Origin of the sequence: Plantactinospora mayteni, from assembly GCF_016862935.1 — a bacterium.
GTDB lineage: Bacteria > Actinomycetota > Actinomycetes > Mycobacteriales > Micromonosporaceae > Plantactinospora > Plantactinospora mayteni.
The window spans coordinates 199573-224452 of sequence record NZ_BONX01000044.1; the positions used below are offsets into that span (position 1 = coordinate 199573).

The 24880-nt window shown below is 72.3% G+C and carries 24 protein-coding genes; 14 read left to right on the top strand and 10 right to left on the bottom strand.

Going from position 1 to position 24880, the window contains the following annotated elements; translation table 11 throughout:
- Positions 1-46 precede the first annotated feature (46 nt).
- Positions 47-2413, top strand: a complete 2367-nt coding sequence (locus tag Pma05_RS29545) for a M28 family peptidase (RefSeq protein ID WP_203860813.1) — start codon at positions 47-49, stop codon at positions 2411-2413.
- Positions 2414-2593: 180 nt separating this feature from the next.
- Here the strand turns inward: Pma05_RS29545 and Pma05_RS29550 are convergent, their stop codons facing one another.
- Positions 2594-4882, bottom strand: a complete 2289-nt coding sequence (locus tag Pma05_RS29550) for a glycoside hydrolase family 9 protein (protein ID WP_203860745.1) — start codon at positions 4880-4882, stop codon at positions 2594-2596.
- 599 nt (positions 4883-5481) lie between these two features.
- Here Pma05_RS29550 and Pma05_RS29555 point away from each other — a divergent pair.
- The 3 genes from Pma05_RS29555 to Pma05_RS29565 all read left to right on the top strand — a co-directional run bounded on the left by Pma05_RS29555 (position 5482) and on the right by Pma05_RS29565 (position 7939).
- On the top strand, positions 5482-6438 hold the full coding sequence (locus tag Pma05_RS29555) for an FAD-dependent oxidoreductase (RefSeq protein ID WP_203860746.1): 957 nt from the start codon (positions 5482-5484) through the stop codon (positions 6436-6438).
- A gap of 242 nt (positions 6439-6680) precedes the next feature.
- Positions 6681-7064, top strand: coding sequence for a hypothetical protein (locus Pma05_RS29560; RefSeq protein WP_203860747.1), 384 nt, complete (start codon positions 6681-6683; stop codon positions 7062-7064).
- A gap of 281 nt (positions 7065-7345) precedes the next feature.
- Positions 7346-7939, top strand: a complete 594-nt coding sequence (locus Pma05_RS29565; protein ID WP_372441576.1) for an HNH endonuclease family protein — start codon at positions 7346-7348, stop codon at positions 7937-7939.
- A 59-nt stretch (positions 7940-7998) separates the two neighbouring features.
- Here Pma05_RS29565 and Pma05_RS29570 read toward each other — a convergent pair whose 3' ends face one another.
- Positions 7999-8559 carry a GNAT family N-acetyltransferase gene (locus tag Pma05_RS29570; protein WP_203860749.1) on the bottom strand — a complete coding sequence of 187 codons (561 nt, stop codon included), beginning with the start codon at positions 8557-8559 and terminating at the stop codon, positions 7999-8001.
- Positions 8560-8747: 188 nt separating this feature from the next.
- Here Pma05_RS29570 and Pma05_RS29575 point away from each other — a divergent pair, with 188 nt between their 5' ends.
- Positions 8748-12104, top strand: a complete 3357-nt coding sequence (locus Pma05_RS29575) for an AfsR/SARP family transcriptional regulator (protein ID WP_203860750.1) — start codon at positions 8748-8750, stop codon at positions 12102-12104.
- Between the two features lie 16 nt (positions 12105-12120).
- Here Pma05_RS29575 and Pma05_RS29580 read toward each other — a convergent pair whose 3' ends face one another.
- From Pma05_RS29580 to Pma05_RS29590, 3 genes are all read right to left on the bottom strand, one after another.
- Entirely contained in the window at positions 12121-12690 is a 570-nt protein-coding gene (locus Pma05_RS29580) for a dihydrofolate reductase family protein (RefSeq protein ID WP_203860751.1), read from the bottom strand.
- Positions 12691-13129: 439 nt separating this feature from the next.
- Positions 13130-13522, bottom strand: a complete 393-nt coding sequence (locus Pma05_RS29585) for a hypothetical protein (protein ID WP_203860752.1) — start codon at positions 13520-13522, stop codon at positions 13130-13132.
- Entirely contained in the window at positions 13519-13770 is a 252-nt protein-coding gene (locus tag Pma05_RS29590; protein WP_203860753.1) for a hypothetical protein, read from the bottom strand. Before Pma05_RS29590 ends, Pma05_RS29585 begins: the two co-directional genes overlap by 4 nt.
- Positions 13771-14322: 552 nt before the next feature.
- Here Pma05_RS29590 and Pma05_RS29595 point away from each other — a divergent pair.
- Genes Pma05_RS29595 through Pma05_RS29605 form a run of 3 tightly spaced genes read left to right on the top strand, consistent with a single transcriptional unit; the run spans position 14323 to position 15931 of the window.
- Positions 14323-14526, top strand: a complete 204-nt coding sequence (locus Pma05_RS29595) for a lipid A biosynthesis lauroyl acyltransferase (protein ID WP_203860754.1) — start codon at positions 14323-14325, stop codon at positions 14524-14526.
- Positions 14527-14528: 2 nt separating this feature from the next.
- Complete coding sequence (locus Pma05_RS29600; RefSeq protein ID WP_203860755.1) at positions 14529-15074, top strand: DUF6879 family protein; 546 nt, start codon at positions 14529-14531, stop codon at positions 15072-15074.
- Positions 15075-15082: 8 nt separating this feature from the next.
- Positions 15083-15931 carry a helix-turn-helix domain-containing protein gene (locus Pma05_RS29605; RefSeq protein WP_203860756.1) on the top strand — a complete coding sequence of 283 codons (849 nt, stop codon included), beginning with the start codon at positions 15083-15085 and terminating at the stop codon, positions 15929-15931.
- Positions 15932-16057: 126 nt separating this feature from the next.
- Here the strand turns inward: Pma05_RS29605 and Pma05_RS29610 are convergent, their stop codons facing one another.
- From Pma05_RS29610 to Pma05_RS29620, 3 genes are all read right to left on the bottom strand, one after another.
- Entirely contained in the window at positions 16058-16312 is a 255-nt protein-coding gene (locus Pma05_RS29610; RefSeq protein WP_130461848.1) for a Smr/MutS family protein, read from the bottom strand.
- Positions 16313-16376: 64 nt separating this feature from the next.
- Positions 16377-16745 carry a tetratricopeptide repeat protein gene (locus Pma05_RS29615; RefSeq protein ID WP_203860757.1) on the bottom strand — a complete coding sequence of 123 codons (369 nt, stop codon included), beginning with the start codon at positions 16743-16745 and terminating at the stop codon, positions 16377-16379.
- Between the two features lie 196 nt (positions 16746-16941).
- On the bottom strand, positions 16942-17700 hold the full coding sequence (locus Pma05_RS29620; RefSeq protein ID WP_203860758.1) for an ROK family protein: 759 nt from the start codon (positions 17698-17700) through the stop codon (positions 16942-16944).
- Positions 17701-17764: 64 nt separating this feature from the next.
- Between Pma05_RS29620 and Pma05_RS29625 the strand changes: the two genes are divergently transcribed.
- From Pma05_RS29625 to Pma05_RS29640, 4 genes are all read left to right on the top strand, one after another.
- Positions 17765-19402, top strand: coding sequence for an ABC-F family ATP-binding cassette domain-containing protein (locus Pma05_RS29625; RefSeq protein ID WP_203860759.1), 1638 nt, complete (start codon positions 17765-17767; stop codon positions 19400-19402).
- A gap of 60 nt (positions 19403-19462) precedes the next feature.
- On the top strand, positions 19463-19780 hold the full coding sequence (locus tag Pma05_RS29630) for a hypothetical protein (protein WP_203860760.1): 318 nt from the start codon (positions 19463-19465) through the stop codon (positions 19778-19780).
- Positions 19781-19890: 110 nt separating this feature from the next.
- Positions 19891-20613 carry a methyltransferase domain-containing protein gene (locus Pma05_RS29635; protein WP_203860761.1) on the top strand — a complete coding sequence of 241 codons (723 nt, stop codon included), beginning with the start codon at positions 19891-19893 and terminating at the stop codon, positions 20611-20613.
- A gap of 206 nt (positions 20614-20819) precedes the next feature.
- Positions 20820-21752: an NADP-dependent oxidoreductase gene (locus tag Pma05_RS29640; RefSeq protein ID WP_203860762.1), complete on the top strand. Its 933-nt coding sequence runs from the start codon at positions 20820-20822 to the stop codon at positions 21750-21752.
- 37 nt (positions 21753-21789) lie between these two features.
- On the opposite strand, the gene Pma05_RS29645 is transcribed toward Pma05_RS29640, so the two are convergent.
- The gene (locus Pma05_RS29645; RefSeq protein WP_203860763.1) at positions 21790-22467 is read right to left on the bottom strand and encodes a Crp/Fnr family transcriptional regulator; all 678 of its coding nucleotides are present in this window, start codon (positions 22465-22467) and stop codon (positions 21790-21792) included.
- Between the two features lie 118 nt (positions 22468-22585).
- Between Pma05_RS29645 and Pma05_RS29650 the strand changes: the two genes are divergently transcribed.
- The gene (locus Pma05_RS29650) at positions 22586-22873 is read left to right on the top strand and encodes a YciI family protein (RefSeq protein ID WP_203860764.1); all 288 of its coding nucleotides are present in this window, start codon (positions 22586-22588) and stop codon (positions 22871-22873) included.
- A 105-nt stretch (positions 22874-22978) separates the two neighbouring features.
- On the opposite strand, the gene Pma05_RS29655 is transcribed toward Pma05_RS29650, so the two are convergent.
- The gene (locus Pma05_RS29655; RefSeq protein WP_203860765.1) at positions 22979-23857 is read right to left on the bottom strand and encodes an alpha/beta hydrolase; all 879 of its coding nucleotides are present in this window, start codon (positions 23855-23857) and stop codon (positions 22979-22981) included.
- Between the two features lie 209 nt (positions 23858-24066).
- Between Pma05_RS29655 and Pma05_RS29660 the strand changes: the two genes are divergently transcribed.
- Positions 24067-24834 (top strand): TetR/AcrR family transcriptional regulator, encoded by a 768-nt coding sequence (locus tag Pma05_RS29660; RefSeq protein WP_239313321.1) that lies wholly within the window; start codon positions 24067-24069, stop codon positions 24832-24834.
- Positions 24835-24880 lie beyond the last annotated feature (46 nt).

A 24880-nucleotide genomic window follows, 5' to 3' on the forward strand; every position in this document is an offset into this window, starting at 1 on the left:
CACCGATCCACCGCATTCCGCCGCCCCTCGGGCGATCGAGCCCTCGGTGACAGTTCTGCCCGCTTCCGAGCGGGCGCTGGCCCGACCTCGGCGTCGGTTGCCGGCCGCGCTGGCGGCCCTGGCCGCGCTGCTGGCCGTCGGGGTGGTCACCGGGCTCGGTCTGGGTACCCCGGACCCGGCCGGGCTCGACGCGCCGGCCGACGAGTTCAGCGCGGAGCGGGCGTACCAGCACCTCCGGACGATCGCGGCGGAGCCGCACGCCGCCGGCAGTCCGGCCGCGGAGCGGGTACGGAGCCACCTGGAGAGCACTCTGCGGGATCTCGGTCTGGCTCCGGAGTCGCAGGACACCGTCGCCGAGGAGGCGGGGCAGCTCAGCGGCGGCGCGGGCGGCGCGACGCTGGCCCGGGTACGCAACGTGGTCGCCCGGATCCCCGGCACCGATCCCACCGGACGGGTCTTCCTGGTCGCCCACTACGACTCGGTGCAGACCGGCCCGGGCGGCAACGACGACGGGGCCGGCACCTCGGCGCTGCTGGAGGTGGCCCGGGCACTGACCGAGGGCGAACGCCCGCGCAACGACGTCGTACTGGTCTTCACCGACGCCGAGGAAGCCTGCCTCTGCGGCGCCTCGGCGTTCGCCGCCGACCATCCGCTGGCCGCCGACGGTGGCGTGGTGCTCAACCTGGAGGCGCGGGGCAGCACCGGTCCGGTGATCATGTTCGAGACCTCGCTGCGCAACGCCGGTCTGGTGGAGGTCTTCGGCCGGGCCGCGCCGTACCCGGTGGGTACCTCGTTCGCGGTCGAGGTCTATCGGCTGCTGCCCAACGACACCGACTTCACCGCCTTCCTCGAACACGGTTTCACCGGGCTGAACGCCGCCTACATCGACGGCGCCGCGCTCTATCACACCCCGCTGGACACCCCGGCGAGCGTCGACCGGGGCAGCCTGCAACAGCACGGGGCGAACGCGCTCGGGCTGGCCCGGGAGTTCGGCGCGGTCGACCTGACCCGGCTGGACGCCAGCGGGGACGCCACGTACTTCCCGCTGCCCGGCGGGCTGGCCCGGTATCCCGGATGGCTCACCCTGCCGCTCGCGCTGCTGGCGCTGGCCGGGGTCGGGGTACTCGGCTGGGCCGTCCGGCGGCGGGGGCGCGCGTCGGGGCCGCGACTCGCCGCCGGGTTCGGGCTGGCGCTGCTGCCGATCGTGCTCGCGCCGGTCGGGGCGCAACTGCTCTGGGTCGGGATCACCGCGATCCGGCCGGGCTACGCCACGCTGCTCGACCCGTACCGTCCACTGTGGTACCGGCTGGCGGTGCTGGCGCTCGCCGCGGCGGTGCTGTTCGGCTGGTACGCGCTGACCCGCCGACGTACCGGCCCGGCGGCACTCGCCGTCGGCGGGCTGGGCTGGCTGGCCGTACTCGGGGTGCTGCTCGCCGTCGTCGCCCCCGGCGGGGCGTACCTGACCATCCTGCCGGCGCTGGCCGGCGTGCTGGCCGGACTGCTGGCCCTGGCCGTACGCCGGGACGGCCCGTGGCCGGTGGTCGCGGTGACCGCCGGCGCGGCGGTCGGAGTACTCGTGCTGCTGCCCACCGTCGTGCTGCTCTTCCCGGCGCTCGGCATGGCGATGGGCGGAGTCGGTGCGCTCTTCGCGGTGCTGCTCGGGCTCGCCGCGCTGCCCGTGGTCGACCTGCTGCACCCGGTGGCCGGCGGACAGCGTGGCATGGCCGCGCTGCGGGCCCGGCGGCGCGGCGCGCTGCCCGCGCTGGCCGCGCTGCTCGGCATCCTGATCTTCAGCGGTACCGGCCTGGTGGTCGACCGGTTCGACGCCGCGCACCCGGTGCCGACCCACCTGATGTACGCGCTGGACGCCGACACCGGCACGGCCCGCTGGCTCAGCGAGGAGACCGATCCACAGCCCTGGACCGCCCAGTACGTCGACGGTCCCAGCCGGATCGGCGACACCTTCCCGGTCTTCGGCGACGAGGAACTGCGCGCCGGCCCGGCCGAACCCGCCGCCCTGCCCCCGCCCCGGCTCGACCCGCTCGCCGACGTCACCGAGTCCGGCGTGCGTACGCTGCGCGTCCGGCTCCTCCCACAACGCCCGGTACGGTTCGCCGCGCTGCACGTCGACCCGGCGACCGCCGTCGTCGTCTCGGCCCGGGTCGCCGGCCGGGAGATCCGGGTCGACGGCCCGGAGCCGTTCGGCGTGGTGTTCCACGCCCCGCCCGCCGAGGGTATCGAGATCGAGCTGCGGCTCCGCCCGACCGGCGCCGGCCCGGTACGGCTGCGGGCGATGGACGCCAGCGACGGCCTCGCCGGGCTGCCCGGCTTCCGCCCACGCCCGCCGGACGTCGGCGTGGTCGGATCGCACAGCTCCGAACTGGTCGCGGTGGCCCGGACGTATCCGATGTAACACGATCGTCGCCCGGAACGCCTTCCAGGTACCGGACATCCGAGATGTCCGGCTGACGGCCCATCGCATTAGAACGGGCCAGGTGCGGTGGGCCGGTCTCCGGCCGGCGGCGGCCAGCCGCCGGCCGGAGTCCACGCGCTGGATCGTCCGGCGCGGCGGCCGGGCGCCGCCGCCGTCCCGTCAGCGCCGGTGGTGCCGGGCGTCGCCGTTGTCCTGGTCGGCGACGAAGGCCGCGATCCAGGCCAGTGGCGCGTTCCAGTTGATGGTCAGCTCGTTCGTCGCCCACGACTCGATGTCGTCGATGTAGCAGAACTGCGGCGCGCAGCCGCGCAGCTTCTGCTGGGCGACCGGGTCCTGGATGGCCGAGTTCGGGCCGCCGGAGAGGGTACCCCGGGGCGGGTTGGGCAGCTCGGGGTTGAGCTGGCGGGCATACCAGCGGCTGTGCTGGTTGCGCGAGGCCACCTCGCCGTAGCCGGTCACGTACGACTGGTTCAGGGCGTTGCGGCCGAAGATGTAGTCCATCGTCTGCGCCACCCCGTCCCGGTAGCGGTCCTTCCCGGTCAGGTCGAACGCGGTGGCCAGCACGATGGCGTTGTTCACGATCAGGTTGTTGGAGCCCCAGTCGAAGAGGTTGTCCGACGGGTCGTACGGGATGCCGTACGGGTGTGCCGTGAGGGTGGCCAGGTAGCGGTCGGCGCCCTGGGCGACCGAGGCGCGTACCCGGGCACGGTCCGGCAGGTTGTTCGGCACCGTCGCCAGTTGCAGCCGGCCGAGCGCGGCGGTGTTGCCCCAGTCCATTCCGCGCTCCCGCCAGACGTCTCCGGTGTGGTGCGGCGAGCGGAGCACGAAGTCGCGGTACTCCCTCGCCCCGGTGCTCAGGTAGAGCTCGGCGGCGGCCCAGTAGAACTCGTCGCTGACGTCGGCGTCGTTGTACGCGCCGCCGCCGTTGGCGTCGGCCGGGTCGGCGTACCGCTCGGGGTTGGCCAACGCGGCGGCCCAGGCCGTCTTGGCGGCGGCCAGGTTGCGGTCGGCGAACCGCCGGTCGTACGGCCGGAAGACCCGGGCCGCCTGTGCGGCGGTGGCGGCCAGGTTGAGGGTGGCGGCGGTGGACGGCGGGTGCAGTTCCCGCCGCTTCTCGTCGAGGTGCGGCAGCAGCGGCAGGCCGGTCCACGAGTCGTCGTGGATCTTGTGGTGGGCCATCCCGGCCAGCGGCTTACCGGCCGGCACCTGCATGCTGAGCAGGAACTCCTGCTCCCAGCGCGCCTCGTCGAGGATGTCCGGCACCCGGTTGCCGCTCTCCGGCAGGTTCAGGGTCCGGTCGCCGAGCCGCCACGGCTGCCCGGTGCCGGCCCGGGTGGAGCGCTCGTACTCGCTCATCAGCTGGTGCACCGAGATGCCGCCGTTGACCACGTACTTGCCGTGGTCGCCGGCGTCGTACCAGCCGCCGGAGACGTCCAGGGTGTAGTCGCAGACGCCGGGCTGGCAGGGCACCGAGGTGTCGCCCTGGTTCGGCGCCACCCCGACGTGTCCGGCCGGCCGGCCGTAGCCGGGGCGGAGCGCGTCGGAGATCTCGGTGCCGCTGCGCTGGGTGTAGTAGAACTTCAGCGCGTCGGTGCGGAGCTGCTCGTAGAAGTCGGCGCCGATGTCGAACGGCCGGCTGGTCTCGCCGTCGGCGGTCAGCGTGTAGCCGGTGCCGGGCCGGGTGAAGTGCCCGAAGTCGATGGTGTGCACGTTCTGCCCGGAGGAGCGGTCGACGCCGCGCGGGGTCGTCCGGCCCTGCTTGACGAGCCGGCCGGCACCGTCGCGGAGCTGGAACGGCAGCGGGCTGGTCGCCTCGGTGACCACGGTGGCGTTCTTCGGCCCCTTCGGCAGGTAGCCGACCTGGTTGACCCGGACTCGCGGACCGGTGTCCGGGACGTAGACGTCCGGCTCGGCGCCGCCGGTCAGCGAGATGTCGTCCAGGCAGACCGTCCACGGCTCGACACTGCCGCCGAGTTGGAAGGCGACCTGGGCGTTCGGCAGGTCGACCGGGGAGGTGAAGGTGTAGCGGTACCCGTTGCCGGAGACGCTCAGCTCGGGACTGGCCGACAGATACTGCGTGTACGGGTCGACCGGCAACTGGACCAGGGCCCGGCCGACCTTGTTCGGGGTGGCCTGGCCGAAGAACCGGAACTCGTACGACTCACCGGCGACCAGCGCCACGTTGTCCTGCCCGATAATCACGTCCCACGGATTGACCGTGCCGCCGGGAATCCCGGCGCAGAGCTGGCCGGTGCTGGAGTCGAGGGTGAGGTTGCCAGTGCCCCACCAGGGGGCATGGCCGTTGTCGAAGGTGCCGTTGACGATCTGCTCCGGCGCCTCGTCGGCGGCGGACGCGGCGGTCACGGGTGCGGTCAGCACACTGGCGGCCAGCGCCGCGACGCTGACGGCGGCGAGTGGGACGGTACGCGGCGAGCGGGGTCTGAGCACGTCATTCCTTCCGGTGGGCGCGGTGACCGGGTGGCCGGTACCGCCGGGCAGGGGTGGTACGACGTGAACCGAGATCTATGGAAGCGCTCCCAGTCCGGGAATACCGGGAGATTGACATCGAGTTTCCGACCTGTCAACCGGCCGCTCGGCAACGCGGCGACGGATGGCGGACGGATGGCGACGATATATCCCGCCGAAGCGGGACAGCCCGGCTCCGTCCACCCCGGACGATCGACCGATCGGCCGACGACCGGCCCACCGACCAGCATCCTCCGGCCGACATCCTCCGGCCGGCGGCGTGCCGGTTGAGCGGCACGTCGACCCGGAACAGACCGAGATCGCCACCGCACGAAGCCCTGCGGTCACTTGGAGTAGTCGCCAAGGGTTGGGGTGAATGAAACTCCCTGGTCGCCGCGAATTGGACCGGCCGAGCGTCCGGGAGTATCGCCACTGACGGTAATTGACGGCTGCAATTTCCAGCCGGCGCCGGCGCCGGCGAATCCAAATTGACGTGTCGAGGTGCCGACCGGCGCCTCCGCAACCGGGTATCCGGCAGCAGACGCCCACTGCACGGGTATGACCTCCGTTAATATGGCCTAATGGCAGCATCCCGACGGCCCGACGTTCTCGTTATCGGCGCGGGCGTCATCGGACTGTCCACCGCGGTCCGGCTCGCCGAGGCGGGGCTCTCGGTCCGGATCCGAGCCGCCCGGCCGCCGCAGGACACCACCTCCGCGTCCGCCGGGGCGAGTTGGGGGCCCTACGAGTTGACCGACGCGCGCGTCCTGCACTGGAGCGAACAGACCCGGCTGACCCTGGAGAAGATCGCCGAGGACCCGTCGTCCGGCGTACGGCTCGTGCGTGGTCTGGAGGTGGCACCCTTTCCGCTGGAGCCGCCGGCCTGCGTCCGCGACCTGAGCGACTTCGAACTCTGCCCCGCCGACGAACTCCCACCCGGCTACGTCAGCGGCTGGCGTTACACCAGTCCACTGGTGAACATGCCGGCCTATCTGGAATACCTCACCGAGCGCCTGATCAGCCGGGGTGGCGCCATCGAAATCGGCACGGTCAGCTCTTTCAAGGAACTCGCCGGTGCCGCCGGCGTACTGGTGAACTGCACCGGGCTCGGTGCCCGTTATCTGGTCCCGGACGACCAGGTCTTTCCCACCCGGGGCCAACTGGTGGTCGTCGACAACCCGGGAATAGACACGTTCTTCCAGGACTGGGCCGAGCACGAGGACATGACCTACATCCTGCCGCACGGCAGCCACGTCGTACTCGGCGGCAGCGCGACGCCCGGCTCGGAGGACCTCACCCCGGACCCCGCCCGGGCAGCGGCGATCATCGAGCGGTGCGCCGCCGTCGAGCCGCTGCTCCGGTCCGCCCAGATCCGGCGCATCCTGGTCGGACTGCGTCCGAGCCGGCCGAGCGTACGCATCGAGCGCGATCAGGTCGACGGCAATGTCCTCATCCACAACTACGGTCACGGCGGCTCGGGGCTCGCCCTTTCCTGGGGATGTGCCGACGAGGTACTCGCACTGAGCGAATTGGTCTGACCGGAGTCCGGAGTTCGGCAGTCCGGAGTTCGGCAGTTCGGCAGTTCGGCAGTTTCCGCAGTCCGGAATGGATCGCGGAAATGCCGGCCGCAGAGCCGGTGCCGCCCCGGCAGGAAGTCCGACCGTACGGCCGCAGATATCCGACTGACAGGCGGCGTCGGGCTGTTACACCATGGCGCCACAGCAGCCGGTAAGGTCCGCGTCCGGTTGACCCACCATCGGAGAGGTACGGTGAGAAACCCATGATCCGCAAGTACGGCAAGGCCCTCGCCGCCGTCGCCGGGGCGGCGCTCACGGTCGCGTACGGCGCCCTCTCCGGGGACCAGCGCATCGAGCCGGCCGAGGCGGTGCAGATCGCCATCGCCGCCGCCACCGCGATCGGTGTCTACCTGGTGCCGCTGACTCCGCAGTACCGCTGGGGCAAGACCGCCGTCGCCGTGGTGCTGAGCGTGCTCCAGGTGCTGGCCACGGTGATCCTCGGTGGACTGGACTCGAACGAGTGGATCGCGCTGCTGCTGGCCGCGCTGACCGTGCTCGGCGTCGGAGCGGCACCGGCGGTCTCCAAGAACGGGACCAGCAACTCGACGCCTCGCCAGCCCACCCCCACCACCAGCCAGCCGGCCTGACCGGCCAGGGCCGACGCCGGGGCGGCGCCGACGAGCCGACGACGGGACGGCGCCGACGAGCCGACGGCGGGACGTACCCGGAGAGCGGCCGGACCAGGCACCCGGGCGCCCGGCATTACGGCGCGCGTCGATGGCCGGTCACGTGACTGTGGCGGTCCGGACACGATGATCAGTTACGTTGATTCCTCCCGTACCCCCAAGTGCCTCGGGAGGCATCCGTGTTGCAGATCCGACGTCGCCGTATCCGGCTGACCCTCACCGTCACCGCCGCCACTGCGGCGATCGCCGCGTCCCTGCTGGTCGCGACCCCGGCCGGCGCCACCCCGCCCGGCATCCCGTCCAAGGCCACCGCCCAGTCCAACCTGAACGCGCTGACCGTCGCGACCCAGGGTTCGATGACCGGCTACAGCCGCGACCTGTTCCCGCACTGGATCACCATCAGCGGCGCCTGCAACACCCGGGAGACGGTGCTGCGGCGCGACGGCAGCGGGGTGAGTGTGGACAGTTCCTGTTATCCGACCTCGGGAAGCTGGTACAGCCCGTACGACGGGGCGACCTGGACCAACCCGGCCGACGTCGACATCGACCACATCGTGCCGCTGGCCGAAGCGTGGCGCTCCGGGGCCAGTTCGTGGACGACCAGCCGCCGGCAGTCCTTCGCCAACGACCTCAACGGGCCGCAGTTGATCGCCGTCACCGACAACGTGAACCAGTCCAAGGGCGACCAGGACCCGTCCACCTGGAAGCCGAGCCGCACCGCCTACCACTGCACCTACGCCAAGATGTGGATCCGGACCAAGTACAACTGGGGCCTGCACCTCCAGTCGGCGGAGAAGAGCGCGCTGCAGACCATGCTGAACACCTGCACCTCCTGATCCGACGGCTCGCCGAGCCGGCCGGTCCCGAGCGCTCCGCCCGGGGCCGGCCGGGCTCGTCACGCGGGCGGCGCTTCCGGCGACCGCCATTCGGTGGCCAGCAGGGACCACACCTCGATGTCGTGCCGGGTGCCGTGGAAGGGAAACACCTCACGGAGTACGCCGTCGCGCGTCATGCCCAGCCGCTTGGCGGCGGTGATGCTGCGGGTGTTGGTCGGCACCACCCGCCACTCCACCCGGTGCATGCCGCGTTCCCGGAACGCCCACTCGACCATGTGCTCGACGGCGCGGCCGACCAGCCCCCTGCCCTGCACGGCGGGATCGAGCCAGACCCCGACCTCGCAGAGGCCGGACTGGGTGTCGAAGACCCTGAACAGGGTGCCGCCGACCAGTGAATCCGAGACCCAGATGCCGTAGACGCGACCGCTGTCGTCGGCCTGGCGGTCGGCGTAGCGCTGCAACCAGGCCCGGGCGCTGGACTCGTCGACGATCGTCTCGGCCCAGGGCAGCCAGGGCGCGAGGTGCGGACGCGCCCGATCGACGTACGCGGCGAACTCGGCCGCCTGCCACGGCTCCAGCGGGCGCAGGGTCGCGTCCGGGGTGAGCGGATGACGGAACACACGGACTCCCGAAGTACGTACCGAACGGTTTGCTACGTACTATCGCGCAAGGTGCTCTTGGACCCCGAGCGATTTCCAACCACCGGCAGGACCGGCTGGCGCCACTCCGGCCCACGGAATCCGGCTACGGAATCCGCCCACCGCAGCCGGCCACGGCAGCCGGCCCGCGACTTCCGTAGCCTGGGGCGGTGAGATTCGGGGTGTTGGGGCCGCTGGCCGTCTGGACCGACCACGGCGAGCCGGTGACGATCCCCGGCCGCAAGGTCCGGGCCCTCCTGGCCGACCTGCTGATCTCGCGGGGTCACCCGGTCTCGGTGGACCGGCTGGTCGAGGACATCTGGGGTACGACGGCACCCGCCGACCCGACCGCCGCGCTGCACGTACGGGTCTCGCAACTGCGCCGGGCACTGGCCGGGGCCGAGCCGGACGCTCGGGAGTTGGTCGTCTCGCAGCCTCCCGGATACGAGCTGCGGACCGGGCCGGAAGCGGTCGACGCGGATACCTTCGCGGCGCTGGTCGGGCAGGCGCAGGCGGCTGACGATCCGGGTACCCGGGCCGGGCTGCTCGCCGACGCGCTGGCGCTGTGCCGGGGTGCCGCGCTGGCCGACTTCGCCGACGAGGAGTTCGCCCGTACCGCCGTGGCCCGCTGGGAGGAACAGCGACTGACCGCCGTGGAGGCGTACGCGGAGGCGCGGCTGGAGCTGGGCGAGCACGGTGAACTCGTCGGCGAGCTGGCCGAGCAGGTGGCCCGGCATCCGTACCGGGAGCGGCTGCGGGCGGCACACATCCGGGCGCTGCACCGGTCCGGCCGGGCCGGCGAGGCGCTGGACAGCTTCCAGGAGTTGCGGCGCAGCCTCGCCGACGAACTGGGCCTCGATCCCGGGCCGGAGTTGGCGGCGCTGCACCGGGCGGTCCTGGCCGGTGATCCGGCCGAGGACCCGCCCGCACCGACCCGGCGGCGGGTACGGGCCGGCGCGACCCTGCCGGCACCGGTGACCGAGCTGGTCGGCCGCGACCACGCCGTCCGGCGGGTACGCGAACTGCTGGCCGCCGGCCGGCTGGTCACGCTGACCGGGCCGGGCGGGGTGGGCAAGACCAGCGTCGCGGTCGCGGTCGCCCGGGCGCTGGTCGAGGCGTACCCGGACGGGGTCTGGCTGGTCGACCTGACCACCTGGGACGGGTCGGGCGACCCGGCCGAGCCGGTCCTCTCGGCACTCTCCATTCCGGACGGTACCGGCGGCGCGGAGTCGCCGGGCGAACGGCTGGCGACCGCGCTGGGGGAACGGCGGATGCTGCTGGTACTGGACAACTGCGAGCACGTCGTCGAGCCGCTGGCCGGGCTGGTCGGCGAGCTGCTGCCGGCCGCACCCGAGCTGCGGGTGCTGGCCACCAGCCGGGAGCCGCTGCGGCTGCGCGGCGAGGCCCGCTGGGAACTGCCGCCGCTGGACCTCCCGGACACCGACGACCCGGACCGGCTGGCCCGGTCGCCCGCGGTACGCCTCTTCCTGGCCCGGGCCGGGTTGGCCGCAACCCCCGAGACGATCGCCGGGGTGGCCGAGGTGTGCCGGCGGCTGGACGGCATCCCGCTGGCGCTGGAGCTGGCCGCGACCCGGGTACCGGTGCTGGGCGTGGCCGAACTGGCGGCCCGGTTGCAGGTGCCGCAGGACCGGTTCGGGCTGCTCGCCACCGGCCCGCGCGACGCACCGGACCGGCAGCGCACCCTGGCCGCCGTGATCGACTGGAGTTGGCGACTGCTCGGCGAGCCCGAACGGGCGGTGTTGCGCCGGCTGGCGGCGCACTCCGGCGGCTGCACCCTGGCCGCCGCCGAGGCGGTCTGCGCCGGGCCCGTGACGCCCGACGGGATATCGGTCCTGACGCCCGACGGGATATCAGCCGTGACGCCCGACGGGCTGTCCGCCGCCGTGACATCCGGCGGGATATCGGCCGGGGCGTCCGAGGGCATATCCGCCAGGGCGTCCGGCGGGATATCGGCTGGTGAGGTGCTGGATCTGCTGGCCGGGCTGGTCGACCGTTCTCTGGTGGTACGCGCCACCGCACCGACTGATGGCGACGGGCCACGGTTCCGGCTGCTGGAGTCGGTCTCCGCGTACTGCCTGGATCGGCTGCGGGAGGCCGGCGAGGAGGGGGCGGTGCGGCGCCGGCACGCTGATCACTATCTGGCGATGGCCGAGCGGGCCGACCCGGAACTGCGTGGGCCCGGGCAACGGGAGTGGCTGCGCCGGCTGGACGCCGAGGCGGCGAACCTGCGGGCCGCGCAGGAGACGTACCGGCGGGAGGGCGCGGCCGAGCCGGCGCTGCGGCTGGCCAGCGCGCTGGTCTGGTACAGGTTCCTGCGCGGCCGGCTCGGCGAGGCCCGGCGGGCCCTGGCCGGCGCGCTGGCCGTACCCGGAGAGGCGCCGGACGTGGTCCGGGCCGCAGCCGAAGCCTGGCACGCCGGCCTGGCGATCCGGCAGGGTCGGGCCGGGCCGGAGTTGGCGGCCGAGGTGCTGCGCGGGTACGACAAGGTGGCGGACCCGCTCGGCCAGGCCCGCGCGGAGTGGTTCCTCGCCAGCTCGACGATCGACTTCGGCGACCTGGCCGCCACCGGTGAGCTGCTGGCGCGGGCACTGGAGACGTTCCGGTCCGCCGGGGACCGCTGGGGCGAGGCGGCGGTACTGAGCAGCCGGGCGATGCTCGCGCACATCCGGGCCGACCCGGTCGCGGTGGAATCCGACGCCCGGCGCGGCGCCGAACTCTTCGCCGAACTGGGTGACGACTGGGGAGTACTCCAGGCGACCGACTGGTTGATCGGCCTCGCGGACCTGACCGGCGACCAGACCGAGGCGGCCCGACTGAGCCGGCAGGGGCTACGGATCGCCGAGGAACTGGGCCTCTGGTCCGATGTGGCCGGTCAACTGGCCTGGCTGGGCTGGATCTCGGTGCGGCTCGGCGACTATCCGCACGCTCTGGAGTACGCCGAGCAGGCGCGGCGGCTCGCCGCCGAGCAGGGGCAACTGGCCGGAGAGGTGTTCGCCACCATCGGACTGGCGTACGCCGCCCGCCGGGGCGGCCGGCTCGACCTGGCCGACGAGCACCTGCGCTGGCTGCTCGCCTCGGCCCGGCAACAGCAGACCGGGGACGCGCACCCGCCGTACCTGGGAATGGTGTTGACCGAACTGGGTCTGCTGGCCGGGCAACGGGGCGCTCCGGCAGCGGCGCTGGCCTGGCACCGGGAGGCGTTCGACGTGGCCCGGGACCAGGATTCGGTGCCGGAGCTGGCATCGGCGCTGGCGGGGATGGCCGACGCGCTGGTCCGGGATGGCCAGGCCGGCTGGGCCGACCTCGCCGGGCAACTGCTCGGCGCGGCCGATGCGGCCCGGCGGGAGTCCGGCCATCAGCTCTCCGACCCGGACCGGGCCGAGCTGGATCGGCTCACGGCGGCGGTTCAGGCCGCCGCCGGGCCGGACTTCGCCGCGCTGTTCGCGCACGGCGGCGGCCTCACGCCGAACCAGGCCCAGTCCCTGCTGTACGGGGACCGGGCCTGATCGCTGGCTGCGGGGCCTACTTGGGTACGTAGACGTGCACGACTATGCCGGAGTCGAACCGGTTGACGTCGGCCAGCTTCAGGTGGGTGGTGTCGAATCCGGCACCCTCGAAGAGGTGCTTGCCGGCGCCGACGATCACCGGGAAGTACCAGAAGTGGAACTCGTCGACCAGCCCGTGCTGCACCAGCGTGCGGTCCAGCTCGCCGGTGCCCCACTTCAGGATGTTCTTGCCCGGCTGCTCCTTCAGCCTCGCGACCTCCTCGGCCACGTCACCCTTGATCAGGGTGGCGTTCCAGGTGGTCTCGGTCAGGGTGCGCGAGGCGACGTACTTCGGCATCGCGTTCATCACGTCGGCGCCCGGGTCGCCGGCCCGGGCCGACCACGCCTCGGCGAACCCCTGGTACGTCACCCGGCCCAGCAGCATGGCGTCGCCCGACTCCATCAGCTTCTGGGCGTAGCCGGCGTGGTCGGTGTCCCAGTACGGCTGGCCCCAGTGTTGCGGCTCCGCCCGGGACGCGCTGGACGGGCGGGTGTCGTCGATGATCCCGTCCAGCGAAACGAAGGTCGACTCGATGAGCTTGCGCATGGTCTCTGCTCCCTGTGGTCTCCGCCGGCGCCCCTCGTTGCCGCCCGCCTGATGACCTCACCCTGCCGGTGGCCCCTTACGGTTTCCTTCCACCGGCCCTACGGTGCACAGCCGTGGCTTACGTGCTTAACCGTCGCTGAGCGGCTGCAAGGCGTCGACGAGACCGTGACCCCGCGAGCGGCGGAAGCCGCCGACCTGCCGGCGGTACTCGAACTGTGGCGGAGGGCGGAGGACGCGCGGATAACCGGCCGCCCTGTGGACGAACGCCTGATCGTGCCCCGAATGTGGTACGGCCTACCTACACACCGGGCAGGTGACCTTCGCGGGGTCGGTTGTCGTCCCTCCGTCGGCGACAGATTGCTGACCGGCTCGTTGCAGTCCGTCCGCTTGCTGCCGGGCCGGATCCGATGCACCACCATTCCGGGTCTCCTCTCGACAGTCAGTCCATGCCGGTGATCCGGCGCAGCTCTTCGTCCGTCGGCAGCGCAGACCGCATCAGGATCGCCACCGACGGCGGCACCCACCCCGGGTCGTGGACCTCCAGCCACGTCCCGGCGAGCTGGACCCGACCGCAGTCCGGCAACCCGCACGGCCGGCATCCGTCGACGGTGCGCGGCCAGTGCGCCAGCATCACCTGCCGGGCCACCACCGTGACGGGCTGGCGGCGGTCCTTGGGCACGATCCGGTCGGTGATGACGACCCACAGCGCCCACTCGGCGGTCGGACACCAGGTGCCCCGACAGCCAGCGCAGTGGCCTGACTCGGCGTGGTTGGTGATCGTCGCCCACGCCCAGTCGACGGCCAGGCCGGGCGCGCTCTCCTGGCCGTTCACCGGACCCGCTCCAGCGCCGCCCGGACATCCCCGGCCGTGACCGCCGCCGGCAGTGTCCCGCCCAGTAGCACTTGGACCGCGTGCTCCCGGCGGTGGACCTCGGTCGCCCAGGACCAGAGCGGGCAGCCGTCCGGCCCGCACCGGACACACTCCCGCAGCGCGTGGGCGCCGAGGACGAGACGGGCAAGAGCGCACTCGACCGGCACCGGCCACTCGACGGCCAGCCAGCGCCGTAACAGCCGGATCACCACACCAGTCGCCCGGGCCCGTGACGGACGCCGGCGACGGCCGCAACGAGGTCGGCGTGCTCCTGCCGGCGGCGGATGATTTGAAGCATCCGCATGCAGCCGCCCCGGGGCGCGCACTCCGGACACCGGTGGCCGGCAAGATGCTCGGCCACGACCTGCTCGTCAGTCTGCTGGGCCTGGGTAAAGATTCCGTTCACTGCCGCCCTTTCCGGCCCGTGGCGCCCCGGAGCCTTACGTCACGGAGCGCCACTCTCAACCTGATCCGGCGCCGGTCCGGGATGCTCGGGTTGGGACACAGGAACGCCGGGCCGGCCGGGCGGACGTGACTCGGATACCGGTTGCCGCCGGGTTGTCACGCCGTGCCCTTGGACCGATGCTCCGCCTTGCCCGGGTAAGCTGTCAAGCAATTGCGCACAATTGTCGGAGCTAGGTGAACGGGCCTGGGGCAATCGTTGCTGGATGGTCCGAGCTCGAAGTGGCAATTGCGGGCACGTGCGCAAGGTGGAAGCATCAGTGTCGCCCTGCACGAGAGCGACCGCGAGGAGGATCACGATGCGCAAGTTGGAGTTCATGTGGAAGGACCCCGGGTCAGGGGGTGGCGGATGCCCGGCGCTGTACCGCACCGACGGCGGCTACGTAGTTCAGGGGATCAAACTCGATGACGGCACCCGCGCCCAGCTCCGCAGCCTCGCCGAGAACGAGGATGGCGTGTTCGTGCCTGCGGCTGTCCTCGATCGGCTCCGGAAGTTGGACTGAACATGCCCACCCTGCTCACTGATGTCGACTTCGCCGAGCACCTACGGACCTTCACACGTACCGCCTGCAGGTTGGAGCTACAGCCGGTCTACCTTGAGCCGGAGGAGGAGGCGACGGTGGCGAAGTTCGTCGACGGGCAGCCCGAACCGCCAACCGAGGTGCCAGGGCTGCGCTCGTGGTTCGAGCAGATCGCCGAGCTGACTGTGGCCGGCAAGCACGTCGAGCGGGTGCGCGTTCATGAGGACCTGCCCACCGACTACCAGCGGTGGGAGCGGTGGGCCGGCCGGTGGAACACAGCGGCCGGTGAGACGATCCGGTACATGACTCGGAGTCAGGCGCACGCCATCGGCCTGCTTCCAGCCGCCGGGGACGTCGACTGGTGGCTTCTGGACTCCGAGCTACTGATCATGATGATGTTCGACGGTGACGGCCATCGGACCCGCAACGAGTTGGTGGCCGATCCTCTGATCGTGGCGCAGGCGCAGGTGTGGTGGGATCTGGCGGTTCGGCGCAGCACCCCGGACCCAGACCCGAGCGCCGCTGCTTGAGGAGTCAGGTGAACCCGATCGAAGAGTGGCTGACCCAGCCTGACGGACTGGCGGCCCGCCTGCGTGCCCTGCGTACGCGGGCGGGCCTGTCCGGCAAGGAGCTGGCGGAGCGTGCCCGGTGGCAGCCGTCGAAGGTGTCCCGCATCGAGAACGGCAAGCAGATGCCGACGGCGGTCGACCTCGCTGCCTGGGCTTCGGCTTGCAACGCCGAGGCCGAAGCGGATGACCTCATCCGCCTGCTCGGCGAAGCGCAAACCGCCCGCCACGATTGGAAGCGTCGGATGCGGCGCGGTCAGGTCGCCGTGCAGACCAGCTACAACGAACTTGTCCGGAACGCCCGGCTGGTCAGGCACTTCGAGACCGTCTACATGCCGGGGCTGCTCCAGACCGCCGAGTACGCCCGTCGCGTGCTCAGCGAGATGGTCGACCTGCACGATCTCGCCGTCGCCGACGTCGACGAGGCCGTGGCAGCCAGGATGCAGCGCCAGGCATACCTGTACGACACCACGAAGCAGTTCGAGTTCCTGCTGGCCGAGCCCGTGCTTCGGTGGTTGCTCTGCCCGCCGGACGTCATGCGCGGACAGCTCGACCGGCTTCAAACGGTCGTCGGGTTGCCCAACATCCGGTTCGGCATCGTCCCGATGGGTGTGCCGCTGACCACCGCACCCCAGCATGCCGTCCAGTTGTATGACGACCTGGCGATCGTCGAAACCTTCCTCGGTGAGATCACCTATCGCGGCGATGACGCCGACGCGCACGCCAGGGTGGTTGATCGGCTGTGGGAGCAGGCGGCGGTCGGCGAGGACGCGCGCCGCCTGATCCTCCGGGCAGCAAGCGACATCACCCACGCCACCTAGCTACAGGAGGAGGCACAGATGACACCATCCCGAGGAACACCGACACGGCCGATCCGGTTGAGTAGCTAAACCGCAGGTCAGGGGGCCGCATGTGAAACAGCCCGGCAAGTCGCGGACCTGCCAGGGTTATTTCCAGCGGAAGTGTACGAACAGCCGGCCGAAGTTCTTGGAGTCCTTCTCGACCCGGTGGTAGAGCTGTTTGATCTCCTTCTGGTCGAGGAACCGCAGTACCCGCTTCTTGAGCTGCCCCGACCCCTTGCCCGGGATGATCTCGACCATGGTCGCCTTCTTGGCCACCGCCTCGTCCATGATCCCGCGCAGCGCCCGGTCGATGTCGTGGCCACGGTTGAAGATGTCGTGCAGATCGAGCTTGAGCTTCATCGGCGGGTCACCGGCCGGGCAGCGTCCATGGCAGCCGATCGTAGGCGCAACGGCGGGATGGCCGTCACCGCCGACCGCCGACCCGGGTCTCGACGCGTTCCAGGGCGATCCGGTAGTCGTCGTTCTCCGCGTACATGGCGGCGGCGATCCGGAGGTGCCGGAGGGCTTCCTCCGGGCGGCCGACCCGCTCCAGGGTGCGGCCCAGTACGTGGTGCGCGTAGTGGTCGCTCGGGTCGCGCTGCACCAGCGTGCGCAGGTGCTCCTCGGCCCGGGCGAGCTGGGCCGACTGGAAGTACGCGCGGGCGAGCAACTGCCGTACGGAGGCATTGTCGGGCTCGGCCTCGACGATGGGCTCCAGCAACCGGGCAGCTCCGGACGGGTCCCCGGTCTCGAAGTACATGGTCGCCCGCCGGTACTCGGCCAGAAGATCCACTAGACCCACCTCCTCGTTGTCGCGACTACTTCCCCTCGACGCTGGCACAACACTGCCACTACCGCGACTGTTCCAATCGACGGATCACCACCGACGCTGCCGCCGCCGACCTGGACACCAGATGCGCTACCGCTGTCGGATAACGCCCACCGTGTCCAGGTCAGGCGGCGGAGGGGTGGCGGGGTGGAGGGGGTGGTCAGGCGCGGCGGGGGCGCAGTTCCCAGGCGCGTACCCCGCCGAGGATGCCGGCGCTGTTCGGTACCACCACCACGTCGTCGCCCATCCGGGCCACCTGCTCCGGGCGGACCAGCCGCGAGTTCCCGCCGCCCAGGTAGAGCCGGTCCCAGAGGAAGACCGGGCGCAGCCCGTCCACCACCCCCCGGACCCGGCGCGACCAGAACGCGTCGCCGAGCCGGCGCCGCTCGTGCTCGCCGATGTAGGTGTCGTAACTCATCCCCCACCGGACCGGCGCCTGCGACAGCTCCAGGTGCGGGGCGAGCAGCCCGCCGTCGAAGAGCGCGCACCCGAGCCCGGTGCCGAGGGTGAGCACCAGCTCCAGGCCGGTCCCGGCGACCACCCCGGCACCGTGCACCTCGGCGTCGTTGAGCACCAGCGTCGGCAGCCCGAACGCGTCGGTGAGCGCGCTGCGCGCGTCGAAGCCCGACCACTCGGCGACCAGGTCCGGATCCGGCCTGGTGCGCGGCCCGGCCCGGGTGACGTAGTGCGGGGTGGCCACCACGACGCCGTGCCGGAGCATCCCGGGCATCCCCACTGTGACCCGGTCGGCCGCCGGCAGCCGGCCGCTGAGATCGATCAGCGTCTTGACGAAGAGCGCGGTCGGCAAGGGGTACGGGGTCGGCACCCGCAGCGGCCGGGCGCGCATCGTGCCGGCGTCGTCGAGTACGGACGCCTTGATCCCGCCGCCGCCGCAGTCGATCGCCAACGTGGTCATCACAGGGGTCAGTCTGCCCCTCCACCGCCGGGCCGCACCCGGGCGGGCGGATAGCATCTGAAGCCTCATGAGCGCCACACTGATCGCCAAGGACATCGCCGCCGGCCACGGGGACCGGGTCCTCTTCGCCGACCTCGAACTCGTCGTCGCCCCCGGTGACGTGATCGGGGTCGTCGGGGTCAACGGCGCGGGCAAGTCCACGCTGCTGCGTACCCTGGCCGGTTTGCAGCCGCTCGAACACGGCACCCTGGCCCTCAACCCGCCGTCGGCGGCCGTCGGCCACCTGCCGCAGGAGCCCGACCGGCGGCCGGGCGAGACGGTCCGGGCCTTCCTCGGCCGGCGCACCGGGGTGACCGCCGCGCAGGCCGAACTCGACGCCGCGACCGAGGCGCTGACCGGCGGCGCCACCGGAGCCGACGACCGGTACGCGACCGCTCTCGAACGCTGGCTCGGGCTCGGCGGTGCCGACCTGGACGAGCGGGCCGAGCAGCTCGCCGCCGAACTCGGCCTCGCGGTCGACCTGGCACAGCCGATGACCGCGCTCTCCGGCGGCCAGGCGGCCCGGGCCGGGCTGGCGTCGCTGCTCCTCAGCCGCTACGACATCTTCCTGCTCGACGAGCCGACCAACGATCTCGACCTGGCCGGGCTGGACCGGCTGGAGGAGTTCGTCACCGGGCTGCGCGCCGGCACGGTGCTGGTCAGCCACGACCGCGAGTTCCTGACCCGGACGGTGACCCGGGTGCTCGAACTCGACCTGCACCAGCAGCAGGTGCGGCACTACGGCGGCGGCTACGCGGCCTACCTGGAGGAGCGCGAGGTGGCCCGCCGGCACGCTCGCGCCGACTACGAGGAATACTCCGACACCCGCGCCTCGCTGGAGGCCCGGGCGCGGTCCCAGCGGGCCTGGATGGAGAAGGGCGTCAAGAACGCCCGGCGGAAGGCGACCGACAACGACAAGATCGGCCGGAAGTTCCGGGCCGAGGCGACCGAGAAGCAGGCGGCCAAGGCCCGGCAGACCGAGCGGCTGATCGAACGGCTGGACGTGGTCGAGGAGCCGCGCAAGGAGTGGCAGCTCAAGATGGAGATCGCCGCCGCGCCCCGGGCCGGTGCGGTGGTGGCCGCGCTGCGCGGCGCGGTCGTCCGGCGCGGCGACTTCACCCTCGGCCCGGTCGACCTCCAGGTGGACTGGGCCGACCGGGTGGTGATCACCGGTGCCAACGGCTCGGGCAAGTCGACGCTGCTGGCGGCCCTGCTCGGCCGGCTGCCGCTGGACGCCGGACACGCCTCGCTCGGCCCGGGCGTGGTCGTCGGCGAGGTCGACCAGGCCCGGGGACTCTTCGTCGGCGGCCAGCCCCTGCTGGACGCCTTCGGCGCGGCCGTACCGGAGCTGGCGCCGGCCGACGTGCGTACCCTGCTGGCCAAGTTCGGGCTGCGCGCGGTGCACGTACTGCGGCCCGCCGACAGTCTCTCGCCGGGTGAGCGGACCCGGGCGGCACTGGCCCTGCTCCAGGCCCGGGGCGTGAACCTGCTGGTCCTGGACGAGCCGACCAACCACCTCGACCTGCCGGCGATCGAGCAGCTCGAATCGGCGCTGGAGTCGTACCCGGGAACGCTGTTGCTGGTCACCCACGACCGCCGGATGCTGGAGACGCTCCGGGCCACCCGGCGCGTCCGGGTCGACGCGGGCCGGGTCACCGAGTCCTGACAGCGGCCGGCCCCGTCGACGGCTGTTTCCTCCGGCGCCCGACTGGGCAAGGACTACGCCATGCTCAGATGGGAGTACGCCCTGTTGGTACGCCGGCGCCAGCCCCGGCTGGACGAGACCGGCTGGGAACTCGCCTACACCTGGTACGGCCCGGACGGTGCCGTGCTCGACGTGTCTCCGTACGGGGACACCGCGCTCGCCCACCTCAACCGGGCCGGCGCCCAGGGTTGGGAGCTGGTCTCGGTGACCGAGGACGGCAGCCAGCAGGGCAGCGCCGAACTGCACCGCTACCACCTGAAACGGGTACTCCGGGCGGTCACGTCCCGGCCGAGACTGCGCAACCTGGGGCGGGCCGGCCGGCGCGTCACCACCGGCTGACCCCTCGGCCCCACCACCGGCTGACCCCTCGCGGCCCCACCGATCGGGGAAGCGGGCCGGGCGAGGCGTAGACCGGAGCATTCCGGGTAGCCCCGGCCCGGGAGGTGGCGATGGTCGCGCAACTGCACAGAGCGCCCTCCGGCGATCGGTTGCGGGCGATCGACGAGTTCCTCGGCATGGCGTACGCCGACCTCGTCAAGCACGACGACCGGCTGCGCGGCACGGCGGTGGACGTACGGTTCGACCGCGGCGTCGCGCACCTGACCGGCGACGTGGCCGACCGGGACGAACTGGCGCTGGTACGGCGACTCGTCGGCCGGCTCGACGGCGTACTGGCGGTCTGGTCCCGGGTACGGGTCGGCGGGCGGGACCCAGTGGTGATGGATCTCGGCTGCGGCGCCGCCAAGCAGTACCCCGGCAACCTCGGCCTCGACCTGCGGGTGGCACCGGGGGTGGACGCCCAGGCCGACCTCTCCGGCCCGCTGCCGCTGGCCGGCGACTCGGTCGACGTGATCTTCACGGTGCACATCCTGGAGCACCTGATCGACTTCCTGACCCTGGTCGACGAGTGCCACCGGGTACTCCGGCCCGGTGGCGTACTGCACGTGATGAGCCCCTGGTGGGGACATGTCAACGCGGTCGCCGACCCGACCCACGTACGCCTGCTCGACGTGCAGACGGTCAAGCACATGTGCCACCGCCATCCCGGTGCGCCCCGGTGGTACCCCCTGCACGCCGGCTGCGACGGCGCGTCGATCTTCGCCGACCTCACCCCGCTCGGCCCGGACGACCCCGGCCCGGAGCCCAGCCACCTGGCCCGGTTCTTCGACTGAGGCGGACGGGATACGCGGTCGCCTCCGGCGCGGCGTCGAGCGTCGAGGGGGCGAGGGTCGAGGGGGGCGAGGGTCGAGGACCTCCCGGGCCGGTGCGCCCGAGGGCAGGTATCCGCCGAGGTGGAAGGCATGTAGCGGAGCCCGGCGGGAAAGCGCCGGTGTCGGATCGGGTGAGCGTCGGGGAGGGCCGGTAGATGCGTGCCGTCATGTCTGAGTCGTTTGGGGCGATGCCGGAGGTCCGGGAGATGCCGGAGCCGACGCCCGGTGACGGCGAGGTGAAGATCGAGGTACAGACCTCCTCCCTGAACGGCTTCGACGCCAAGCTCGCCGGGGGCTTCCTGAACGGCGAGATCGAGCACCAGTTCCCGGTGGTGCTCGGCCGGGACTTCGCCGGCATCGTGACCGAGGTCGGGCGGGGCGTCAGCGGGTTCATGCCCGGCGAGAAGGTCTTCGGCGTGGTGGCAAAGCCCGGGCTCGGCGACGGCTCGTTCGGCGAGTACGTGGTCGTACCGGAGGAGATCGGCCTCGCGCCGCTGCCGGCCGGGCTCGACTACCGGTCCGCCGGCGTACTCGGCCTGGCCGGGGTCGCCGCGCTGGCCAGCGTGGACGCGGTCGCACCGGTACACGGCGAGACGCTGCTGATCTCCGGCGCCACCGGCGGGGTCGGCCACTACGCCGTCCAACTCGCCGCCGCCCGGGGAGCGACCGTGATCGCCACCGCCGAGGCGGGGCCCGCCGCCGACCTGCTGCACGAACTCGGCGCCGCGCACACCGTGGACCATCGGTCCGACCTGGCCGCCCAGGTCCGGAGGTTCGCCCCGGACGGGGTGGACAGCGCGGTGCACCTGGCCGGCGACCCGGAGTTGATCGCCGACCTGGTCACCCCCGGCGGCCGGTTCTCCTCCACCCTGCGGGTGAGCTCCGAACAGCTCGGCGACCGGGCGCTGGACGTCACCGCGGTCGAGGCGATGCCGGACCGGATCGTGCTCGACCACATCGCCACCGAGGCCGCCGCCGACCGGCTGCGCCCGTCCATCGCCCGCACGTACCTGCTGGACGAGGTTCCGCAGGCGTTCGCCGACTTCAACAACAGCGGTACCGTCGGCAAGCTCGCCGTGGCGATCGGCCCGGCCGGCTAGCGACACGAGATCTCCGCCCCCACCCATCCCCCACCCGTCAGCAGGTCGCGGCGGCGCGGGCGGCCAGGAGTTCCGGCGCCAGCACCACCACCGCGCCCGGCTCGACCCGGACCAGCCCGGCGTCGGCGAGGGTCCGCAGCGCCCGGTTGACCGACACCCGGGTCATCCCGACCGACTCCGCCAGGCCCTGCTGCGCACCGGGCAGCGGCACCCGGCGCCCGGTCCGGCCGGCCGCCGCGACCAGCCAGGCCGCCACCCGGGTCCCGGCATCGGCGTACGAGGTGCGGACCAGCTCCGCCTGCCGGTCCCGCAGCCCTCGGGCCAGGTGCGCGAGTACGTGCCGCCGGACCGCTGGTACGTCGTCGATCAGCCGGAGCAGTTCGCCGGCCGGCACCAGCCGGTAGCGCAGTACGGTGGCGGCGAGCCAGGTCGCGGTGTGTCCGCCGCCGTCCAGCACCGCGCTCTTGTCGACCGCGCACGGAGCGGTGAAGTCGCCGAGCCGCAGCCGCTTCCCGTCGGCGGTGTCGTGCACTCCGGTCAGGGTGCCCGCCTCCACCACTATCACCTGCTCGGCGGGCTGGCCGCGTACCGCCAGTACCGTGCCGGGCCGGGCGGTCCGGAGTACCGAGCGGTCGAGCAGCCGGCGCAGCTCCGCCGGCCCGAGCCCGGCGAAGACGGGTACGGCGGCCAGCCGTCGCAGGTCCGTCGGTTCCATCCCTGAATTGTTCCCGACGGGCCGGGGGTCCCGCCGGCTCGGAGTGGCGCGGCTCGGTGCTCAGCGGCTGTATCAGCGTTTACTGCGCCGGCCCGCCGGATGGTCGTAGGGTCTGCGCATGATCGTTGTGGAAGTGCGCTTCACCGGCGACCCCGCCGTCCGGCTGGCCGCCCGGCCGGCCCACCGGGAACTGCTGGCCCGGCTGCACGCCGAGGGCGGCCTGGTGGCGGCCGGCCCGTGGGCGGACGACTCGGGCGCTCTGCTGCTCTTCGACGCGGACGAACCCGCAGTACGGCAGGCTCTCGACGCCGACCCCTACTACCGGCTGCCCGGGGTCAGCGTAATCGCGGTACGGCCCTGGACGCCGGTCGTCGGCGACCCGACGACCGCCGGCGACGCGACCTGAACCGCGCCGTCCATACCGGCGCCGTCCATACCGGCGCCGGCCGGAACCGGGCCGCCGGAACCGGGTCGGCCGGAACCGGGTCGCCGGATACCGGCGTGGCTGCGGCTACCGGCGCGGCTGCGGCTGCGGCTGCGGCTGCGGCTGCGGCTGCGGCTGCGGCTGCCGGGACTGTACCGCCTGTACGGCCCAGTTCAGCGCGTAGTCGGCGACCTCCTCCCAGCCCGGCTGGCCCACGATGTAGTGCGGCCGGCCGGGAAACTCCTTGTACCCGGTGACCGCGGTCGACTTCCGGTAGCGGCCGGCGGTCGCCTTCGTCACCGTCGGTGGTACGACGTGGTCGGCACCGCCCGCGATCAGCAGCAGCGGCGCCCGTCGCTCGTTGCCGAAGTCCACCCGCAGTGCGGCCCGGGGATTCAGGTTCGCCAGCGCCGCCTCGAACAGCACGTGCCCGGCGGCCGGTACGTGGTAACGCCGGTAGACCCGCTCCGCCTCGGCCCGGGACATCGTGTTGGTGAAGGCGTAGTGGAACTCCTCCAAGCTCAGCGGTACGGCCCGGTGCCGGTTCGCCGGGTTGCGCAACACCGGCAGGCTGGCCTTCAGGGCGGAGAGCGGCAGCCGGAGGACCCCCTTGACCGCCGCCGGGTCGATCGCGACCCCGACCGCGCCCAGCCCTCGATCCAGCAGCATCTGGGCGAACGCGCCGCCGAACGAGTGCCCCATGATGATCGGCGGGCTGGGCAGGTCCCGGATGATCCGCTCGTAGTGGTCGACGACCTGACCCGAGGTCAGCTCGGCGATCGACGCGGGGTCGCGGCGCAACGCCTCGACGTCGGAGTCCATGCCGGGCCAGGCCGGCGTCAACACCTGGAACCCGGCATCCCGGTACCGATCGGCCCAGTGCTCCCAACTCCGGGAGGTCAGCCACAAACCGTGGATCAGCACGATGGTGTCGGGTCGGGTCGATTCAGCGGGTAGCAGGGGCATGATGTCCTCTTCCGGCGTGTTGGCGGCCAGTTGCACTTCCGGGCGCTGTCCACCTGGTGCCGCCCTGTCCGGCTCCGACACCGTGGTCGCGCCGACCTCTGCGGGATACCCCTGGCCGGCCGCCACAACCCGGCCGAACCGGCCGAACCGCACGGCGGCACAGCCATCGCGTACGCTGTAAGGAGTTCGAGCCCGGGGAGGATGGCGGGGTGACGACGGAGTACAGCGGCGGTGGTGACCCGAAGCGGAGCATGGAACTGCTCTGGGGCGTACCGGATCGGCCCCGCCGGGGGCCGAAACCCAAGCTCACGGTGGACCAGATCGTCCAGGCGGCCATCGCGATCGCCGACCGCGAGGGGCTGGCCGGGCTCTCCATGAGACGGGTCGCCGACGAACTCGACGTCACGGCGATGTCCCTCTACACGTACGTGCCGGGCAAGGCCGAGCTGGTCGACGTCATGCTCGACACCGTGCACGCCCGGACCGCCGAGCCGGACGACGACCGGGGCGACTGGCGAAGCCGGCTGGAGCGGCTGGCCCGGGAGAGCTACGACCGCTACCGCCGCCATCCCTGGCTGCTCCAGGTCGCCAGCGGGGTGCCGGTACTCGGCCCGAACCTGCTGGCCAGGTACGACCGCGAGCTGGCCGCCGTCGACGGGCTGGGCCTGACCGAGATCGAGATGGACCTGCTGGTCAACCTGGTCGCCGACTACGTACACGGCGCGGTACGCGGTGCCGTGGAGACCGCCCGGATGCGGCAGCGCACCGGGATGACCGTCGAACAGTGGTGGCAGAGCTACGAACCCCTGCTGGCGCAGGTGTTCGACCCGGAGCGCTATCCGGTGGCGGCCCGGGTCGGCTCGGTGGCCGGCGCCGAATACCAGGCCCCGGCCGACCCGGCCCGCTCGTTCGAGTTCGGGCTGCACCGGGTGCTCGACGGGATCGAGGCGTTCATCCAGAGCCGGGCCGGCGCCTGACCGCGCCCCGGCCGACAACCTCCGGAGCTGGGAGGGAGCCTGGTCG

Excerpts from the sequence above, each read along its gene's own strand:
- Pma05_RS29635 (WP_203860761.1), top strand. The coding sequence starts at position 19,891 with ATGGTCGCGCAACTGCACAGAGCGCCCTCCGGCGATCGGTTGCGGGCG.
- Pma05_RS29650 (WP_203860764.1), top strand. The coding sequence starts at position 22,586 with ATGATCGTTGTGGAAGTGCGCTTCACCGGCGACCCCGCCGTCCGGCTG.
- Pma05_RS29600 (WP_203860755.1), top strand. The coding sequence starts at position 14,529 with ATGCCCACCCTGCTCACTGATGTCGACTTCGCCGAGCACCTACGGACC.
- Pma05_RS29640 (WP_203860762.1), top strand. The coding sequence starts at position 20,820 with ATGTCTGAGTCGTTTGGGGCGATGCCGGAGGTCCGGGAGATGCCGGAG.
- Pma05_RS29625 (WP_203860759.1), top strand. The coding sequence starts at position 17,765 with ATGAGCGCCACACTGATCGCCAAGGACATCGCCGCCGGCCACGGGGAC.
- Pma05_RS29560 (WP_203860747.1), top strand. The coding sequence starts at position 6,681 with ATGATCCGCAAGTACGGCAAGGCCCTCGCCGCCGTCGCCGGGGCGGCG.
- Pma05_RS29580 (WP_203860751.1), bottom strand. The coding sequence starts at position 12,690 with ATGCGCAAGCTCATCGAGTCGACCTTCGTTTCGCTGGACGGGATCATC.
- Pma05_RS29595 (WP_203860754.1), top strand. The coding sequence starts at position 14,323 with ATGCGCAAGTTGGAGTTCATGTGGAAGGACCCCGGGTCAGGGGGTGGC.
- Pma05_RS29555 (WP_203860746.1), top strand. The coding sequence starts at position 5,482 with ATGGCAGCATCCCGACGGCCCGACGTTCTCGTTATCGGCGCGGGCGTC.
- Pma05_RS29655 (WP_203860765.1), bottom strand. The coding sequence starts at position 23,857 with ATGCCCCTGCTACCCGCTGAATCGACCCGACCCGACACCATCGTGCTG.
- Pma05_RS29630 (WP_203860760.1), top strand. The coding sequence starts at position 19,463 with ATGCTCAGATGGGAGTACGCCCTGTTGGTACGCCGGCGCCAGCCCCGG.
- Pma05_RS29645 (WP_203860763.1), bottom strand. The coding sequence starts at position 22,467 with ATGGAACCGACGGACCTGCGACGGCTGGCCGCCGTACCCGTCTTCGCC.
- Pma05_RS29610 (WP_130461848.1), bottom strand. The coding sequence starts at position 16,312 with ATGAAGCTCAAGCTCGATCTGCACGACATCTTCAACCGTGGCCACGAC.